The organism is Streptomyces sp. NPDC004051, from assembly GCF_053604275.1.
In genome coordinates, this window is sequence record NZ_JBSGHG010000004.1 from 20,649 (window position 1) to 39,562 (window position 18,914).

Here is an 18,914-nt window from a genome sequence, read left to right on the forward strand (position 1 = left end):
GAACGAGCGTCCGAAAGGCCGCGGCGGCATGCCCCGCGACCTTTCCGATGTGGACCTGGCGATGAATGCGACCGAGTGAACGGCCTTTCAACGGAGGTGCGAATGCGTCATCGTGTCGGACGGAAACTCACGGTCGCGGCGGTCGCCGCCGTCGTGGTCTCGTCGGGAGCGGCAGCGCCGTCACCGGCCGCCACACGGGGCGGCGGGCCCGGTCTGCCCCCCGCCAAGACCCCGGTGGCCGTCGGCCACGGCGGAGCGGTCTCCAGCGTCGACGCCGACGCCACCGCCGCCGGGATCGAGGTCCTCAGGAAGGGCGGCAACGCCGTCGACGCGGCCGTCGCCACCGCCGCCGCGCTCGGCGTCACCGAGCCCTACTCGGCAGGCATCGGCGGAGGCGGCTACTTCGTCCACTACGACGCCCGCTCCCGCACCGTGCACACGATCGACGGACGGGAAACCGCCCCGCTGACCGCCGACTCCGGCTTGTTCCTGGAGAACGGCGCGCCGATCCCCTTCGCCGAGGCCGTCAGCAGCGGTCTCGGCGTCGGCACCCCGGGCACGCCGGCCACCTGGCAGCGGGCGCTGGACAAGTGGGGCAGCAAACGGCTCGACGCGGTCCTCGAGCCCGCCGAGCGGCTCGCCCGCGACGGATTCACCGTCGACGGCACCTTCCGCGACCAGACAGCCGCCAACGAGACCCGCTTCCGCCACTTCCCCGACACCGCCGAACTGTTCCTGCCGGGCGGCGAACTCCCGGTCGTCGGCTCCACCCTCAAGAACCCCGATCTCGCCCGCACCTACGCGGAGTTGCGCCGCAAGGGCGTCGACGCGCTGTACCGGGGCGCCATCGGCCGGGACATCGTGAACACGGTGAACAAGCCGCCCGTGGCCCCCGGCTCCGGCTGGAACGCCCGTCCCGGCGAGCTGTCCGCCCGGGACCTCGCGGCGTACCGCGCCCTGACCCGGCCGCCCACGAAGACGTCGTACCGCGGTCTGGACGTCTACTCCATCGCGCCCTCCTCCTCCGGCGGCACCACGGTCGGCGAGGCCCTCAACATCCTGGAGCGGACCGACCTCTCCCGGGCCGACGACGCCCGCTACCTGCACCGCTTCATCGAGGCGAGCCGCATCGCGTTCGCGGACCGGGGGCGCTGGCTCGGCGACCCCGCCTTCGAGGACGTCCCCACGAAGGAACTGCTCTCCCAGCGGTACGCCGACTCCCGCGAGTGCCTCATCGCGGACGACGCGGTCCTCACCAGCCCGCTCGCCCCCGGCGACCCGCGCGCTCCCGCGCCCTGCGCGGCGGGGGGCACCGCGGCCCCGACGACGTACGAGGGCGAGAGCACCACGCACCTCACCACCGCCGACCGGTGGGGCAACGTCGTCGCCTACACCCTCACCATCGAGCAGACCGGCGGCAGCGGCATCACCGTGCCCGGCCGGGGGTTCCTGCTCAACAACGAGCTGACGGACTTCTCCTTCGCCCCGGCGAACCCCGCCGTGCACGACCCGAACCTGCCGGGCCCCGGCAAGCGGCCCCGGTCCTCGATGGCCCCGACGATCGTGCTGGACCGGCACGACCGGCCGGTCGTGGCGCTCGGTTCACCCGGCGGTTCGACCATCATCACCACCGTGCTGGGGACCCTCACCGGATTCCTCGACCGAGGCCTGCCGCTGGTCGACGCGATCGCCGCGCCGCGCGCCAGCCAGCGCAACACGGCCCGCACGGACCTCGAACCCGGCCTGTACGACAGCGCGCTGCGGCGGAAGCTGGAGGCGATCGGGCACTCGTTCCAAAAGACCCCGGAGATCGGCGCGACCACCGGTGTACAGCGGCTGCCGGACGGCCGGTGGCTCGCCGCGGCGGAGAAGACCCGCCGGGGCGGCGGTTCCGCGATGGTCGTGCACCCGGAGCGCCGGTGACGCGGTGACGCAGGCCCGTGGGCCGGGCACGGAGCCCGGCCCACGCCCACCCGCTCACCGCCCGGAAGCCGGCGCCTCCCCAGTCCGGTCGGTCCCGGCCCCGTCGGGCTCGGGCCCGGCCTCGGTGCCGGTTTCGGTGTCGGCCCCGCCCCTCGCCCCGGTCCGGAACGTGAGGAGCCCGTCCGCCGTGTCCACCGTCACCCGGTCGCCACCCCGGACGCTGCCGTCCAGCAGCAGCCGGGAGAGCTGGTTGTCGACCTCGCGCTGGATGGTACGGCGCAACGGCCGCGCCCCGTACTCGGGTTGATGACCGCGCTGCGCCAGCCAGTCCACGGCGGAGTCGGTGAACTCGACCGTGACGTCCTGGCCCCGCAGTCCGCGGCGCGTGCCCTCCAGCAGCAGATCGGTGATCTGCCGCAGCTCCACGGCGGTGAGCTGGCGGAAGACCACCACCTCGTCGATCCGGTTGAGGAACTCGGGCCGGAAGTGCTCCCGCAGCGGCCGCATGATCTGCTCGCGCCGCGCCTCCTCGTCCGCCTCCGCACCGCCCGTCGCGAAGCCCAGCGTCGCACCGCGCCGGGTGATCGCCTCGGAACCGAGGTTGCTGGTTATCACGATGACGGTGTTGCTGAAGTCCACCGTCCGGCCCTGGGAGTCGGTCAGCCGGCCGTCGTCCAGGACCTGGAGCAGGATGTTGAAGACGTCCGGGTGGGCCTTCTCCACCTCGTCGAGGAGCAGCAGCGAGTACGGATGCCTGCGCACCACCTCGGTCAGCTGCCCCGCCTCCTCGTGGCCGACGTACCCGGGCGGGGCGCCGACCAGCCGGCTGACCGTGTGCCGCTCCTGGTACTCGCTCATGTCGAGGCGGACCATCCGGTCCTCGCTGCCGAACAGGGCCTCGGCCAGCGCCCGGGCCAGCTCCGTCTTGCCGACGCCGGTCGGCCCGAGGAACAGGAAGCTGCCGATCGGCCGGTCGGGACTGGCGAGCCCGGCCCGGGAGCGCAGCACCGCGTCCGAGACCACCCGCACCGCCTCGTCCTGGCCGACGACGCGCTGGTGCAGGTGCTCCTCGAGGCCCAGCAGCCGGTCCTTCTCCTCCTCGGTGAGCCGGCTGACCGGGACGCCGGTCTGCCGCGACACCACCTCCGCGATCTCCTCGGCGTCCACCACCAGACTCTGGCCCTCGTCGACCCGGCCCTCACCGCCGGCGTCGGCGATCCGCTCCTTCAGCTCGCCGATGCGGTCACGCAACTGCGTCGCCTGCTCGTACTTCTCGTCGGCGACCGCCTGGTCCTTGTCGTAGGTCAGCTGCTCCAGCTCCCGCTCCATGGCGCGTACGTCCGTGCCCTTGGTCCGCGCCCGCAGCCGGACCCGGGCGCCGGCCTGGTCGATCAGGTCGATCGCCTTGTCCGGCAGGCGGCGCTCGCTGAGGTAGCGGTCGGACAGCTCCACGGCCGCCACCAGCGCCCCGTCGGTGTAGCGGACCTGGTGGTGGGCCTCGTACCGGTCGCGCAGTCCGCGCAGGATCGCGACCGTGTCCGCGGGCGTGGGCTCCGGCACCATGATCGGCTGGAAGCGGCGGGCCAGCGCCGCGTCCTTCTCGATCCGCCGGTACTCCTCCAGCGTGGTCGCGCCCACGATGTGCAGCTCGCCGCGGGCCAGCGCCGGCTTGAGGATGTTGCCGGCGTCCATCGAACCGCCCTCGCCGCCGCCCCCGGCGCCCACGACGGTGTGCAGCTCGTCGATGAAGACGATCAGCCGGTCGGAGTGGGCGCGGATCTCGTCGACGATGGTGTTCAGCCGCTCCTCGAAGTCGCCCCGGTAGCGGGTACCGGCGACCACGCCCGCCAGGTCCAGGGAGACCACCCGCCGGGTCATGAGCGCATCGGGCACGTCCCCGTCGACGATCCGCTGCGCCAGGCCCTCCACCACGGCGGTCTTGCCGACGCCCGCGTCACCGATCAGCACCGGATTGTTCTTGCCGCGCCGGGAGAGCACCTCGACAGTCTGCTCGATCTCCTCCTCCCGCCCGATCACCGGGTCGATCCGGCCCTCGTGGGCCAGCTCGGTCAGGTCCCGGCCGTACTTGTCCAGCGTCGGCGTGCCCGTCGCGGGCCGGGGACGCTCGACGCGCGGCGGCGCGGCGTCCGGCGCGTCGGGCGGCAGCGGCATCCCGGGGGAGGTGAAATGGGCCGAGTTCAGGATGTGCCCGGCGGCCGAGTCGGGGTTGGCGGCCAGGGCGCTGAGGACGTGCTCCGGGCCGATGTAGCCGGCCCCGGTCGCCCGGGCCATCTCGTGGGCGTCCAGCAGGGCCCGTTTGACGGCGGGGGTCAGCGAGAGCGACGTCGGCGGCGGGGCGTCGTCCGGTCCGTGCTGGACGGGCCCGGACCGTTCGTCGATCTCCGCCGCCAGCGAGTCGGGGTCCGTGCCCGTCCGGCTGATCAGGTCGCGGGTCGGATCGGTGGCGAGCGCGGCGCGCAGCAGGTGCTGGGTGTCCAGGTCCCGGCTGCCGTGCTCGGCTGCGTACTGCGCGGCGCCGCGCACCAGCTCCCTGGCCGGCTGGCTCAGCAGCCGGCCGATGTCGATCTGCCGGGGGCGCGGCCCGCCGAAGAAGCGTGCGAGGAATTCTCCGAAGGGGTCCGAGCCGTAGCCCTGCGGACCCGTGAACCCGCTGCTCATGGACATCCGTTCCGGCGCCCCCGCGGGATCCCCCTGGGCCGGGCGGAACCGGGAACCCGAAGGGGCCCCGGGGAGCGCTCACTGCTCGACGTACGGTCCGGACGCGGGTGCCCGGCCGTCTCCCGGTTACACCCGTGCGTGTTCCCGCGGTGCGGAGGGCGCCCGCAGGTGTGCGTGTGGCGTGTGCGCTGCCTGCGGCGCGCTCGTGGAACACCTTCGCACGGTCGCTCCGGCGCAGCACTCGGAAGCGGGCCGGGCGGAGTACGTCCGCGGAGCCACTCCGCGGGGGCCGGGCTCAGCGGGCCGTCAGGACGCGGGGGCCGGCGGTGGTGATCGCGACGGTGTGCTCGGCGTGGGCGGCGCGGGAGCCGTCGACGGTGCGCAGGGTCCAGCCGTCGGGCGCGGTGCGGAAGCCGTCGGTGCCGCCGCCGATGAGCATGGGCTCGATCGCCAGCACCATGCCGTGCCGCAGCGGCATGCCCCGGCCCGGCCGGCCCTCGTTGGGGACGGGCGGGTCCTCGTGCATACGGCGGCCGATGCCGTGCCCGCCGAAGCCGTCCAGGATGCCGTAGCCCGCCGCGCGGCACACCGTGCCGATCGCGTGCGCGATGTCCCCGATCCGGTTGCCGACGACGGCGGCCCCGATGCCCGCCGCCAGGGCCCGCTCGGCGGTCTCGACCAGCCTCACGTCGTCCGCGCGCGGGGTGCCCACGATGAAACTGATCGCCGAGTCGCCGACCCAGCCGCCCAGTTCGGCGCCGAAGTCCACGGACACCAGGTCGCCGTCGCGCAGCCGGTAGCCGTCCGGGACGCCGTGCACGATCGCGTCGTTGACCGACGCGCAGATGACGGCGGGGAACGGGGTCGGGGCGAAGGAGGGCCGGTAGCCCAGGAAGGGCGAGCCCGCACCCGCCCCGCGCAGCACCTCCCGGGCCACCTCGTCCAGCTCCAGCAGGGACACCCCCACCGCGGCGGCCTTCCGCACGGCCTTCAGGGCGTCCGCGACGACCTGGCCCGCCTCGTACATCGCGTCGATCGACTTGTCGGTCTTCAGCTCCACCATGCCAATTACTATACCGGTATTAGAATGACGGCATGGTGCGCACCCCTCTCACCCCCGAAGAACGCGAACGCGGCGAGCGGCTCGGCCGGCTGCTGCGGGAGGCGCGCGGCGACCGGAGCATGACGCGGGTCGCGGCGAGCGCGGGCATCTCCCCGGAGACCCTCCGGAAGATCGAGACCGGACGGGCCCCCACCCCGGCGTTCTTCACGGTGGCCGCCCTCGCCCGCGTGCTCGACCTGTCGATGGACGAACTGGTCGTCCGCTGCGCCCCCGCCGCGCCGCCCCTCGTGCCGACGGCCGCGCCCTCCGTCCCGCCGCCCGCCGTGCCGCCGTCGGTCGCCGCCTGAGCCGGGTACGGGGCCCAGGTCCGGGTGGGGACTCACCCACCGGAGTGCGAATCATGATCGACCCCGCGGGTTGGCGACGATGGTCTTGGCAAGGCCGCCCGAGAGGCTTACGTTCGTCCCCCTACGACCGTTTCTACGGGCGTAGGGGCGCTGACGTCGCGTCGAAGGAGTAGCTCATGGCACACGTCGTACGAGCCGCCCTGGTCCAGGCCACCTGGACCGGCGACACGGAGTCCATGGTGGCGAAACACGAGGAGCACGCCCGCGAGGCGGCCCGGCGGGGTGCGAAGGTCATCGGGTTCCAGGAGGTCTTCAACGCCCCCTACTTCTGCCAGGTCCAGGACGCCGAGCACTACCGCTGGGCCGAACCCGTGCCCGACGGGCCGACCGTCCGCAGGATGCGGGAACTGGCCCGCGAGACCGGCATGGTGATCGTCGCGCCGGTGTTCGAGGTCGAGCAGTCGGGGTTCTACTACAACACCGCGGCCGTGATCGACGCCGACGGCACCGTCCTCGGCAAGTACCGCAAGCACCACATCCCCCAGGTCAAGGGGTTCTGGGAGAAGTTCTACTTCAAGCCCGGCAACCTCGGCTGGCCCGTCTTCGACACCGCCGTCGGCAAGGTCGGCGTCTCCATCTGCTACGACCGCCACTTCCCGGAGGGATGGCGGCAACTCGGGCTGAACGGAGCCCAGTTGGTCTACAACCCGTCGGCCACGCACCGCGGCCTCTCGTCCTACCTCTGGCAGCTCGAGCAGCCGGCCGCGGCCGTCGCCAACGAGTACTTCGTCGCCGCGATCAACCGGGTGGGCCAGGAGGAGTACGGGGACAACGACTTCTACGGAACCTCGTACTTCGTCGACCCCCGGGGTCGGTTCGTCGGCGACGTCGCCGACGACAGCAAGGAGGAACTCGTGGTCCGGGACCTCGACTTCGACCTCATCGAGGAGGTGCGGCAGCAGTGGGCGTTCTACCGCGACCGCCGCCCCGACGCCTACGAGGGGCTGGTGCGGCCGTGACCGACGACCTGCTGGGCCGCCACCGCTCCGTGCTCCCCGACTGGCTCGCCCTCTACTACGAGGAGCCCATCGAGATCACCCACGGCGAGGGCCGCCACGTCTGGGACTCCGCGGGCAACCGGTACCTCGACTTCTTCGGCGGCATCCTCACCACCATGACCGCCCACGCCCTGCCCGAGGTGACGAAGACGGTCGCCGAGCAGGCCGGGCGGATCATCCACTCCTCCACCCTCTACCTCGACCGGCAGATGGTCGAACTCGCCGAACGAGTGGCCCAGTTGAGCGGCATCCCGGACGCCCGGGTCTTCTTCACCACCTCCGGCACCGAGGCCAACGACACCGCCCTGCTGCTCGCCACCACCTACCGGCGCGGCAACTCGGTCCTGGCGATGCGCAACAGCTACCACGGCCGCTCCTTCAGCGCGGTCGGCGTCACCGGAAACCGGGGCTGGTCCCCGACCTCGCTGTCCCCGCTGCAGACCCTGTACGTGCACGGCGGCGTGCGCACCCGGGGCCCGTACGCCTCGCTCGGCGACGAGGACTTCATCGCGGCCTGCGTCGACGACCTCAAGGACCTGCTCGGCCACACCCGCCCGCCCGCGGCACTGATCGCCGAACCGATCCAGGGCGTCGGCGGCTTCACCTCACCGCCCGACGGGCTGTACGCGGCGTTCCGCGAGGTGCTGAACGCACACGGCATCCTGTGGATCTCCGACGAGGTGCAGACCGGCTGGGGCCGCACCGGCGACCACTTCTGGGGCTGGCAGGCCCACGCCCGAAACGGCCCGCCCGACATCGTGACCTTCGCCAAGGGCATCGGCAACGGCATGTCCATCGGCGGTGTCATCGCCCGCGCCGAGATCATGAACTGCCTGGACGCCAACAGCATCTCTACGTTCGGCGGCACCCAGGTCACCATGGCGGCCGGCCTGGCCAACCTCACCTACCTGCTGGAGCACGACCTCCAGGGCAACGCCCGGCGGGTCGGCGGCATGCTCCTCGAACGCCTGCGGGCCGTCGCCGCCCAGGTGCCCGCGGTACGGGAGGTGCGCGGGCGCGGGCTGATGATCGGCGTCGAGCTGACGAAACCGGGCACCGACGAGGCCGACCCGCGGGCCGCCTCCGCCGTGCTGGAGGCCGCCCGCCGGGGCGGACTGCTCATCGGCAAGGGCGGCGGCCACAACACCAGCGCCCTGCGCATCGCTCCACCGCTGTCCCTCAACGTGGCGGAGGCCGAGGAGGGGGCGGCGATCCTCGAGCACGCGCTGCGGAGCGCACCGTAGCGACCCGCACCTCCCCACCACCGTCCAGCGGAGGGCCACCGCATGAGCCGTACCGTCATCCGTGGCGGTCTCGTCATCACCGCCTCCGACGAGATCCACGCCGACGTCCTGATCGAGGGCGGCCGCATCGCCGCCCTCGCCGCCTCCGGCACCCCGGCCGCCGCCGCGTTCACCGACGGCCGGGTCATCGACGCCACCGGCAAGTACGTCATCCCGGGCGGCGTCGACGCCCACACCCACATGGAGCTGCCGTTCGGTGGGACGTTCGCTTCGGACACGTTCGAGACGGGGACGCGGGCGGCGGCATGGGGCGGGACGACGACGATCGTTGATTTCGCGGTGCAGTCGAAGGGCCATTCGCTGCAGGCCGGCCTGAATGCCTGGCTGGAGAAGGCGGACGGGAAGTGCGCGATCGACTACGCGTTCCACATGATCATGTCGGACGTGAACGAGGCGACGCTCAAGGAGATGCCGAAACTCGTCGAACAGGGCATCTCCTCGTTCAAATTGTTTATGGCCTATCCGGGGGTCTTTTATTCGGATGACGGCCAGATCCTGCGGGCGATGCAGGTTGCCGGTGACACGGCCGGTCTGATCATGATGCACGCGGAGAACGGCATCGCGATCGACGTCCTGGTGGAGCAGGCCCTGGCCCGCGGCGAGACCGATCCTCGCCATCACGGGGAGGTCCGCAAGACGCTCCTTGAGGCGGAGGCGGCCCACCGGGCGATCCAGCTCGCCCGGGTGGCCGGCGCGCCGCTCTACGTCGTCCACGTCTCGGCCCAGGAGGCGGTGGCGGAGCTGGCGGCGGCGAGGGACATGGGGCTGCCGGTGTTCGGCGAGACCTGCCCGCAGTACCTGTTCCTGTCGACGGACAATCTGGCGGAGCCGGACTTCGAGGGCGCCAAGTACGTGTGCTCGACGCCGCTGAGGCCGAAGGAGCATCAGGCGGCGCTGTGGCGGGGTCTGCGGACGAACGACCTCCAGGTGGTGTCGACGGACCACTGCCCGTTCTGCTTCGTGGGCCAGAAGGAGCTGGGCCGGGGCGACTTCTCGAAGATCCCCAATGGCCTGCCGGGCGTCGAGAACCGTATGGACCTGCTGCACCAGGCTGTCGTCGAAGGGCACATCTCACGCCGCCGCTGGATCGAGATCGCCTGCGCGACCCCGGCCCGGATGTTCGGCCTCTACCCGCAGAAGGGCACGATCGCGCCGGGCGCCGACGCCGACGTGGTGATCTACGACCCGCACGTCACCCAGACGCTCTCGGCCGAGACCCACCACATGAACGTCGACTATTCGGCGTACGAGGGGAAGACGGTCACAGGCCAGGTCGAGACCGTGCTCTCGCGGGGTGAGGTCGTCATCGACCAGCGCGAGTACGTCGGTCACGCCGGCCACGGCACGTTCGTCCCGCGCTCCACCTGCCAGTACCTGGGCTGACCCCCAGGACCTGCCCGCACCGATGTGAACTGGAGGTCCCGCGTTGGACTTCGGACTCGTCCTGCAGACCGACCCGCCGGCGTCGCAGGTCGTCGGGCTGATGCGCCGGGCGGAGCGCAACGGCTTCCGCTACGGCTGGACCTTCGACTCCGCCGTGCTGTGGCAGGAGCCCTTCGTCATCCACAGCCGGATCCTGGAACACACCACGAAGCTGCACGTGGGTCCGATGGTGACGAACCCCGGCACCCGCACCTGGGAGGTCACGGCCTCCACCTTCGCCACCCTCAACGACATGTACGGCAACCGGACCGTCTGCGGCATCGGCCGCGGCGACTCCGCGATGCGTGTCGCCGGCCGCAAGCCCAACACCCTGGCCCGGCTCGGCGAGGCCGTCGAGGTCATCCGCGACCTCGCCGAGGGCCGGGAGGCGCTGGTCGACGGCAACCCGGTCCGCATCCCGTGGATCAAGAACGGCAGGCTGCCGGTCTGGATGGCCGCGTACGGCCCGAAGGCGCTGGCGCTCGCCGGCCAGAAGGCCGACGGCTTCATCCTCCAGCTCGCCGACCCCTTCCTCACCGAATGGATGGTCAAGGCGGTACGGAAGGCGGCCCAGGACGCCGGCCGGGACCCCGGCGCCCTCACGATCTGCGTCGCCGCGCCCGCATATGTCACGGCCGACGACTCGCCCGATGCCCTGGCGCACGCCCGGGACCAGTGCCGGTGGTTCGGCGGCATGGTCGGCAACCACGTCGCCGACCTCGTCGCCCAGTACGGCGAGCACTCCGCCATGGTCCCCGACGAGCTCACCACGTACATCAAGGACCGCCACGGCTACGACTACAGCCATCACGGCCGCGCCGACAACCCGTCCACCGACTTCGTCCCCGACGAGATCGTCAACCGCTTCTGCCTCCTCGGCCCCACCGAAGCCCACATCGACAAGCTCCGGCACCTCAAGGACCTGGGCGTCGACCAGTTCGCCGTCTACGACATGCACGACAACCGCGAAGCCACCATCGACGCCTACGGCACCGACATCATCCCCGCCCTTCGCTGACGAAGTTGTCCGGTCCAGGCATCGATGCAGCTGAACGGCGGCCGTCCACCTGTTCCCGATGAGCGCCGTGTGGAATGTTTCGTATGCCTGGGTCATACGTTTCACCCGCGTCTTCACGCAGCACTACGTAGATGGGTAACGCTCGGCTACGACCTCGCGGCGGCGGTCGAGTCGATATCCTGACGCTCTCTCGACACCATTTCTGATGGATCGTCAGTAGTCTTGCTCGACCACTTGTCGAGTAGAAGTTCGTGACCGCATCCCACCAGCACCGTGGCCAGGACCTCCAGCTCTTCCTCGGTCGTCTTGAGGAGGGCAGCCAGCAGTGGGGATCCGCCCGGCTTCCGGAATTCCCGGGGCGGGGTTGCGTCCTGGGAAGTGGTGTACGGGTTCCCGCCTGATCCGGGCGTTTGGCCCGGCGCCGGAGTGAGTGCCCGGATATGCGAACGGCCACCGGCTGATCTTTCAAGACGACCAAGTCTTTGAAGGAGACCAGCACGATGACCGCACCGGACAGTCTGCCCCCGCACGCCCTCGCCGAGGACAATCTCGCCTGGGGGTCCCCCCGCTTGCGGGGGAGAGTCCGGACCTGCTGCGCGCGATGATCAAGACGTTCGCCGACGCGCTCATGTCCGCCGAGGCCGACGCCCTCTGCAACGCCGAATACGGCCAGGTCAGCGACGAGAGGGTCAACCACCACAACGGCTATCGCCCGCGCGAGTGGGACACTCCCCCCGCCTCCGGCCGGGGGTACCCCCAGCGCGGGCACGGTCGAGCTCGCCGTCCCCAAGCTGCGGTCCGGCAGCTACTTCCCGCACCGGCTCCTCGAGCGCCGCCGCCTACCTGCTCGGGGCCTCCACCCTTCCCCGCAAGCGGGGGCACCCCCAGCGTCGAGAAGCTCGCCGAGTCCCTGGGCGTCACTCAGCTGTCGAAGTCCCAGGTCAGTTCGATGGCCAAGCACCTGGACGAGCAGGTCGCCGCCTTCCGCAACCGGCCCCTGGACGCCGACCCGTACTTCTTCGTCTGGGTCGATGCCCTGACCCAGAGGGTCCGCGAAGGCGGCCGGATCGTCAACGTGCATGCCCTGGTAGCGGTCGGCGCCAACGCCGACGGCCACCGCGAGATCCTCGGCCTGGACGTGGTTACCGCCGAGGACGGTGCCGACCGGCTGGCCTTCCTGCGCTCCCTGGTCGCCCGCGGCCTGTCCGACGTCCAGCTGGTCGCCTCCGACACGCATGCCGGCCCGGTCGACGCCATCGGTGCAGTGCTGCCCGGCGCCTCCTGGCAGCGCTGTCGCACCCTCCCCCACGCCCTGAACGGGCGCGGGCGGTACCCCCATCGCGAGGAACCTGCTGAGCCAGGTGCCGAAATCGGCCCAGCCTGGAGGTACCCCCGGCCGGAGGCTGGGGGAGGGTGGCCACCCTGCTGCGGACCGTGTTCGAACAGACTGACACCGACGCGGTGAAGGCCCAGATGGCACACGCCTTGGACGCCCTGGAAGCCAAGTCACTCAAGCCAACAGCCCACTTGGATACCACCCAGCACGACCTGCCGGCCTTCACTGCCTTCCCGCGCGAGATCTGGCGGCAGATCTGGTCGGACAACCCGCAGGAGCGACTGAACAAGGAGATCAGGCGCCGCACCGACGCGGTCGGCGTCTCCCCGACCGCACCGCAGTGATCCGGCTGGTCGGTGCGGTGCTGGCCGAGCAGAACGAGGAGTGGACCGAGAGCCGCCGCCACATGGGCCGCGAGCTCCTTGCCAAGACCCGACTCCACCCGATCGAGTCAGAAACCGACGAGACCGTCCTGCCGGCCGAACTCACCGCACAGCCTCGAAACGAGACCACCGAGTGGCCGTCGATACACCATTCCAGCGGATGTGACCCAAGCAGGGGTCAGCCCAGGGTCCAGCGGATCATCCAGGCTTCGTTCTGGATGGAGATGATGCTTTCGCACTCGGCAATGAATCCGTCGACGAATGTTGGATTTCGGTCGATCGCCTGCTCCCAGCGTTCGAGCATACGCTCCAACTCCTGAGCGGTACGGGAGAATTCCAGTTGCTGGTACGCATACCGCTGAGCGGTCGAGTGAGCGGCGACAGCCACCGACACCGAAGCGGCGACGGCAATCCACGCCGCGACCGCCTCGACCCCGTAAACGCCCGAGACCCCCGCCATCAAGGCTCCCAGGCCACCCAGGAGAAACTCCAAACGCTCGACGAACCGCACACGGCGGTGCATCAGTTCCGCTTTGGGCCGGTAGTACGTCGTGAGTTGCGCTCTCAGTCGATGTTCCACATAGGAGCCGGGATCCGTGACGGCAGGCAGCGGTCGGCCAACTGCGGCGAGGCCAAACATGTAGTGGGAGAGATCCACACCGCTCGCGCGGTATTGCGCAACGCGTCCCAGCAGAGCGTCGGCGGCCCCGGGGCTGTGTTGGGCCCCGCCTCCGGCCAAGTAGGCGTACGCCTCCGCCTTTAAAGCCTCAGACACCGCCCGCAACCTGGTCCAGTCACTCAGCCGACCGGGACCGCCGCGTTGCGCCATCAGCGGCGCTGTTCCGGCGGCGACAGCGGCAGCGGCAGCGAAAGCACGTCCTACGGAAGGGTTCCCGCTCATGGTCTGGGCTGCCACGGTTCCCGACGTGGCGGCTGCGATCCCCAATACCAACGCGGTCAAGCGAGCCCGCTCGACGGACAGCTTGAGTTTGTTCGCGGCCTGCGACCACACACTCTGTGCATCCCAGACCGCCCGTATCGCCGTATCTTCAGATCTCTGCGTCACGCTTGGATTCTGACGGCTGGGAGCCCGCACCACGCGAGAGTCGGGAAACACGCCCACACCGGTTCAACGCCGACAAGCCGCAGCACGCGATCACAACCGGCGGCGCATGGACGCTTCGTCCTCCAGGGAACCGGCACGCTGAAATGAGTCAGCGGCTCTCATCCGCATATCCCGGGCACCAGCGACGCGCCCTTCCGACGGAACTGCCAGCCTGTACCTACGTCGGTCTGAGGTTCCCTCGAGACGCGGAGGGCGGTGACAGCGGGTCAGCAGGACTCACAGAGAGGAGCCCTGCTGATGCCTGCCCCGAGGAAATACCCGCTGGAGTCGCGCGAGCGTGCGGTGCGGAGGTACCGCGCCGCGGAGCCCAGGCCCGTGATCCGCCGGGTCGAGGCCGACGCCGGCGAACGCGACGATCTGCTGACCAGCGACGAACGCGCCGAGCCGGCCGCGCTGCGCAAGGAGAGCAACCGGCTCAAGCGGTCGAACGAGGCCCTGCGGACGGCATCGGCTTTTCCGCCGCGCAGCTCGACCCGACCCGGCCCAGGTGACCGCGCTCCTCGACGAGCACGAGAACCCGGAGGTCGAGCCCACCCTCCGGGAACTGCACATCTCCTCCTCCACCTACCACCGCTGGCGCCGGGCGAAGAAGGAGCCGTGCGAACGGCGCCGCCGGGACACCGAGCTGACCGGGCGCATCCGGCGTGAGCTGGGGAAGTTGAGGGGACGGTGACATCGTGCGATCAGCTGATAGAGGCGCTTGTCATGGGATGTAATGACGCATGGCCGTGAATAGACCAGTTCCCGACATCGCCGTGGTGGCTGTGGCCGACGACGCTGCCATCGATCAGTCGTTACGGAGTTTCCTCAGGGCTGCGGGGCTGCCCCTGGCCGATGACGGGCCCGCCGACGTAGTGGTCGTCCTCATCTCAGCGGCATCGGTGGACGATCCCGAGTGGCTGCAGCGGGTCGAAAGGCACCGGGGGGTGCGGCTGGTCCCGGTCCGCGTCGACGGCGTAAGCAGCAGCCGGGCACCCGGACACCTGCGTCCCATCAACTGGGTGACGTTGGATCCCGCCTCGCCTGTAACCGCGTTCGGAACCGTGCTCGCTGCCGCCCTCAGCGACCCCGAGCAGGTGCGCGAACTGCGGAATCTGCGGGCTCAGACCGAGGCCTGGGTTCGGGGAGACCGAAGCGCGGACCGCCTCATCGCAGATCACCAACAGGCGGTCGAGGCACACGATCTGATGGCCGTGTTGCGAGAGGACGGCCACCTCGACACCACAGGAGCCGTCGGCGAGTTCGTCGAGGTGTCGTATCGGCACACCAGAAAGGCAAGGATCCGAAAGAGGCGGCGGCGCTTCTTCGGTCTCGTGTTCGGCGCCGTCATGGCTCTCGTCGTGGCCGTCACTCTGCCGCGCATCCTGAAAACCAAGGGAACGGACTTCAACGCCCTTGTTTCCTTCGCGGATCCTGCGACCGCACGCGTCATGCCTGAGTGGATGTCGTTGCAGGCTTCCTCGTTGCTGCTGCGGGGCAACGCCCACCAGAGGATGCTGGCCCGTCAGACGCTGACTTCGCTGTTGTCCGTGCAGTGGTCGCTGGGCGGGCCTGTCCTGGGGCTCGGTGACCGCTCCGGGACCCTCGACGGACTGGCGCCGCTGCCCGACGGGCGTCAGGCGGCCCTGCTCGTGCGCAATGTGTCGGACGGCGTCGCCAGTCTCGGTCTGTACGACATCCGCGAGGGCGAGGTCCGCTGGCAGGTACGCCTTGGGCCGGGGTACGCGGACGTGGCGGCCGGAGCCGATGGCCGTACAGTCGTAGCGGTGGGGAAGAAGGGCAGCGCCGTCATCGACCTGGAGTCCCGGAAGGTGAGGCGCCTCGCCCACGTGGAGGCCGGGTACGCCACCGTTCGCCTCACCCGGCAGGGCGACGTGGTCGTGGGACGCGACCATCAGTTGGTCGTCGGCTCACTCGTGGATGGGCGGTTCCACACGGTCGGCAGCCGGTACGACAGCCTGTTGGACGTACAGGCGACCACAGACGGCGGTGCCCGGGCCCTGGTGACCGTGGCGCCTGGGAGGTATCGACTGCTGAACGCGCTCACCGGGGCCGTGCTGGCAAGCGCCGATGTCGACAAGCCACTCATCGCGGCCGGGGCTGTCGCGCCCGACCAGGTGTACGCGGTGTTCACAGGAGCCGACCGGCAGCTGTGGAGGTTGAGCCCTGGCGGTCACCTGGCTGCTACCGGTATCGCCGTGCCCGAACGCACCAGGACAGCCGGTCTGTTAAGCGGTGGACGGGTGATCGTGGGTGGGCAGGACCGACCGGCCCGCGTCATCCGCCTGGCTGATGGCGGTGACCTCGGGGTGGTGTGCCGTGATGTGCCCCAGCTGGAACACCTCTATCTGTCCTCCTACGGAGATCTGCTCGGGTGCTGGGGGCCGTACAACACCAATCTTTGGCAGGCGCCGGCCGGGCCGCGACGTGAGCTCCCCGCCGACAGCGACCTGCGTACCGGAACCAGCGCGGTCGGCAAAACGGTCGAGGTGCGCGGCGACGGCGAGCGTGTCCTGGTCGAGCCGACCGGGCGGCCCGGCTTCGCGATGCGACTGTTCAGCGACGATGTGGACGCGGTGGCCCTGTCGCCGGACGGCTCTCAGTTGGTGGCCGCGACGTCGCGTGGCGATGTGGCCGTGGTGTCCCTGCGAATGTCCGACGGCCACGCTCGTGTGGTGGCACGCTGGCGGGTTCCGGCCGGCGTTCCCGCTGTCGCCGTCGGCTGGTCGGGGGCCTCCCCACTGGTGAAGGCGCGGGACAGCAGCGTCTGGCAGGTGCCCTCCTGCCCTGGCTGCACCACCGACGAGGGGCTGGTCGCTCGTCTCAAGGAACGACTGTCCGGCTGTTGGACCGCCCGCCAGCTCACGAACGTGGACGGCGGCACCCGCCGAGCGCTCGATGTGAAGGAGTGCCGTCCGCTGCCCGAACCGGTGGAGGGCTGAAGTGCTGCACCACGTCTTCATCTCCTACAGCAGGCGCGACAGCGCGTGGGTGGATCCGTTGGTCCGAGGACTTACGGAAAGCGGTGTGAAGTGCTGGATCGACCGGGAGGGCATTCCCTTCTCGGTGCCATGGCGCGAGGAAGTGGAGGACGCGGTCCAGGCCTGCGACCTGTTCCTCGTCTGCGACTCCGACGACTGGCGCGCCTCACCCGCATGTGCCACCGAGGCGGCCTACGCGCTGCGGTTCGCAAAGGTGCGCCTGGAGATACCCGTTGGCCAGGACCTCCGCGCCGCGGTGGAGCAGACGGCCCGCAACTGGCGGAATGCCACCCGGCGGCACGGAACGGCGACCGAACTGTCCGTTAGGGCCAGGGACTGGGACGGCGACGGCCGTACGAGGAAGGGGCTGGCGTCCTGGCGGCTGCGGCGACGGTTCGACGCACTTCAGAGGGATCGCACCCTGTCACAGGTCGAGTCGGCCTATCTCACCGCCAGTCGGCGCCGCAACCGGCGGCAGGCAGCGGTGTCCGTGGCGCTGACGCTTCTGCTGTTGGTGGCGTACCTTTCCGGCCGGGTCGCACCTGGTGTCGAGAAAGAGGTCAACAAGCGGCTCGCGGAGCAGGCCACGCAATACTTCAGAACCCTCGCCGCGCTGGCTGTGATCAAGGACGATCCGTACGAGGGACTTCAACTCGCCACCGCGCTGGGGGGCAACGAATCCTTCAAGGACGCCGAGGTTCTTGAAGAGGCACTGGCGGTGGACCTGCCCGACGACGCCTTCACCCTCCCCGTGGAAGGCCGGCGGTTCACCGACCCGACGGTAGGCGCTCAGGTGCGCGTCACCGCACTGGACGGCACGATCTGGCGCAGGGGAGCGGCTGACCGTACACGACGCTCGGCGTCTCGGTCGCCCGGCAGCACGGTTGACCCGGCGGCCGGTGCCGACACGGCCACGAAGGTGAGTCTGCGATGGCAGGCAGACAGCGCGTCGATGCGGGTGCTACGCCAGGGCAAGCCGTGGCGCACTGTCGTCCTTGAGTCCGCCGTTCGGGCGGCTCAGCTGTCGCCGGACGAGAGATGGGCGGCGGTCGCCACGGATGCCGGGGTCGCCCTCGTCGATCTCGCTCATGGCACGATACGGGACGTCCTGCGCGGGGCGCCCGCGCCGCTGACGGATCTGGCGTGGACGGCACGGGGCGACCGGGTCTGGGGGTTGGCGGGCGAGTCCGTCGTCTCCTGGGACGTCGCCGACGGAGACGTGGTTCTCGATCGGTCCGACGAATGGTTCCAGGACGTTTTCCCGGCGAGTGACAACGCGCACCTGTGGGTCGCGAGCCGGGACGGCAGACTGCGTCTCCTGGACCGTGCCTCGGGAGCTGTCGTCCGCTCGCTGAAGGTAGATGGCACGATCAACTCCGCCGTCTCCGACCCGAGCGGGAAAGAGGCGGCCGTCGTGGGCACGGAAAACTCACAGGTGTGGATCGTCGACCTCACCACGGGCACGGCACGCGCCGTCGTGATTCCTTCCACCTGCGCAAGCGCCCGCCCTGTCTTCTCCCGTGACGGGCGCACTCTGTACGTGCCCTGTTTGCTGGGCGACGTCCTTGTGGCGCAAGTCCGCTCCGGCCGGGTGACAAGCAGGATCGACGTGGCTGAGCCGGGGGTCACCGCCGTTGCCCTGGAGCCGTCCGAGAAACGTCTTTTCCTCGGCACGGGCGGGGGCAGTGTCTACGCACTCAGCGCGGACTCGCAGTCAGCACCGGACTTCGTGTACCGAGTGCAGTGTGGACCTTATGTCGATGACATCGCTACGGCACCCGGGCCCCGGATCCTGCCGGTCGGCGAAGGAACCGGCCTGACCGGCTGCACTCAGATCGCCCGCCCCAAGGCCGACGGCACCTTGCGATGGGACGCGTTCATCGATTCGCCACCCGACTCTGTCCTCGCGCTCGCGGCCGCATACAGCCCGACAGCAAAGACATTCGCCATCGGCTACAGCGACGGGTCCGTCATCCTCCATCCCAGCGACAACATCATGCCGAGGCAGGTGCTTTCCCATATCGCCGGAGGCGTGCGCTCCATGCTCACTCTGCCGACGGCGGGATCCGGGGGGAACGAGGGCGATCTCTACGTGGCCACGCGGGCCGGGCTGCTGATCCGCATCCCCTGGTGCGCGGGTTGCCTGAGCAACAAGGCCATGGCGAAAGCAGCCGGGAGGAAACTGAGGCAGGCCGAATCCATCGGTTTGTACAAACCTCCGGAGGCGTCGCCTACGCCGGCTCCGACGAGTGACTGAGCGGGTGCGTCGGCAGG

Annotated in this window: 14 protein-coding genes; 11 read left to right on the forward strand and 3 right to left on the reverse strand. The window is 70.3% G+C overall.

The window, feature by feature from the left end; translation table 11 throughout:
• Positions 1-102: 102 nt before the first annotated feature.
• Positions 103-1,923: a gamma-glutamyltransferase gene (gene ggt / locus ACWEQO_RS07130; protein WP_452979796.1), complete on the forward strand. Its 1,821-nt coding sequence runs from the start codon at positions 103-105 to the stop codon at positions 1,921-1,923.
• 54 nt (positions 1,924-1,977) lie between these two features.
• On the opposite strand, the gene ACWEQO_RS07135 is transcribed toward ggt, so the two are convergent.
• Together ACWEQO_RS07135 and map are read right to left on the reverse strand one after the other, a co-directional pair.
• A complete protein-coding gene (locus ACWEQO_RS07135) occupies positions 1,978-4,602 on the reverse strand; it encodes an ATP-dependent Clp protease ATP-binding subunit (RefSeq protein ID WP_452979799.1) in 2,625 nt (874 codons plus the stop codon).
• 295 nt (positions 4,603-4,897) lie between these two features.
• Complete coding sequence (gene map, locus ACWEQO_RS07140; RefSeq protein ID WP_452979802.1) at positions 4,898-5,665, reverse strand: type I methionyl aminopeptidase; 768 nt, start codon at positions 5,663-5,665, stop codon at positions 4,898-4,900.
• Between the two features lie 32 nt (positions 5,666-5,697).
• On the opposite strand from map, the gene ACWEQO_RS07145 reads away from it, so the two are divergent.
• From ACWEQO_RS07145 to ACWEQO_RS07175, 7 genes are all read left to right on the forward strand, one after another.
• Complete coding sequence (locus ACWEQO_RS07145; protein ID WP_452979805.1) at positions 5,698-6,012, forward strand: helix-turn-helix domain-containing protein; 315 nt, start codon at positions 5,698-5,700, stop codon at positions 6,010-6,012.
• A 176-nt stretch (positions 6,013-6,188) separates the two neighbouring features.
• Positions 6,189-7,031 carry a nitrilase-related carbon-nitrogen hydrolase gene (locus ACWEQO_RS07150; RefSeq protein WP_361457547.1) on the forward strand — a complete coding sequence of 281 codons (843 nt, stop codon included), beginning with the start codon at positions 6,189-6,191 and terminating at the stop codon, positions 7,029-7,031.
• Positions 7,028-8,314 carry an aspartate aminotransferase family protein gene (locus tag ACWEQO_RS07155; protein ID WP_452979808.1) on the forward strand — a complete coding sequence of 429 codons (1,287 nt, stop codon included), beginning with the start codon at positions 7,028-7,030 and terminating at the stop codon, positions 8,312-8,314. Before ACWEQO_RS07150 ends, ACWEQO_RS07155 begins: the two co-directional genes overlap by 4 nt.
• Positions 8,315-8,356: 42 nt before the next feature.
• A complete protein-coding gene (hydA, locus tag ACWEQO_RS07160) occupies positions 8,357-9,757 on the forward strand; it encodes a dihydropyrimidinase (protein WP_452979811.1) in 1,401 nt (466 codons plus the stop codon).
• A gap of 43 nt (positions 9,758-9,800) precedes the next feature.
• Positions 9,801-10,814, forward strand: coding sequence for a TIGR03842 family LLM class F420-dependent oxidoreductase (locus ACWEQO_RS07165; protein WP_452979814.1), 1,014 nt, complete (start codon positions 9,801-9,803; stop codon positions 10,812-10,814).
• 601 nt (positions 10,815-11,415) lie between these two features.
• Complete coding sequence (locus ACWEQO_RS07170; protein ID WP_452979817.1) at positions 11,416-12,279, forward strand: transposase; 864 nt, start codon at positions 11,416-11,418, stop codon at positions 12,277-12,279.
• A complete protein-coding gene (locus ACWEQO_RS07175; protein ID WP_452979820.1) occupies positions 12,249-12,494 on the forward strand; it encodes a transposase in 246 nt (81 codons plus the stop codon). Before ACWEQO_RS07170 ends, ACWEQO_RS07175 begins: the two co-directional genes overlap by 31 nt.
• A gap of 217 nt (positions 12,495-12,711) precedes the next feature.
• On the opposite strand, the gene ACWEQO_RS07180 is transcribed toward ACWEQO_RS07175, so the two are convergent.
• Positions 12,712-13,599, reverse strand: a complete 888-nt coding sequence (locus ACWEQO_RS07180; RefSeq protein WP_452979823.1) for a DUF4231 domain-containing protein — start codon at positions 13,597-13,599, stop codon at positions 12,712-12,714.
• Positions 13,600-14,146: 547 nt separating this feature from the next.
• Between ACWEQO_RS07180 and ACWEQO_RS07185 the strand changes: the two genes are divergently transcribed.
• From ACWEQO_RS07185 to ACWEQO_RS07195, 3 genes are read left to right on the forward strand one after another with little or no spacing between them, the layout of a single operon-like run.
• Positions 14,147-14,332 (forward strand): hypothetical protein, encoded by a 186-nt coding sequence (locus ACWEQO_RS07185; protein ID WP_452979826.1) that lies wholly within the window; start codon positions 14,147-14,149, stop codon positions 14,330-14,332.
• A gap of 55 nt (positions 14,333-14,387) precedes the next feature.
• Entirely contained in the window at positions 14,388-16,601 is a 2,214-nt protein-coding gene (locus ACWEQO_RS07190; protein WP_452979829.1) for a hypothetical protein, read from the forward strand.
• A gap of 1 nt (position 16,602) precedes the next feature.
• Positions 16,603-18,897 (forward strand): toll/interleukin-1 receptor domain-containing protein, encoded by a 2,295-nt coding sequence (locus tag ACWEQO_RS07195; RefSeq protein ID WP_452979832.1) that lies wholly within the window; start codon positions 16,603-16,605, stop codon positions 18,895-18,897.
• The last annotated feature ends 17 nt before the right edge of the window (positions 18,898-18,914 follow it).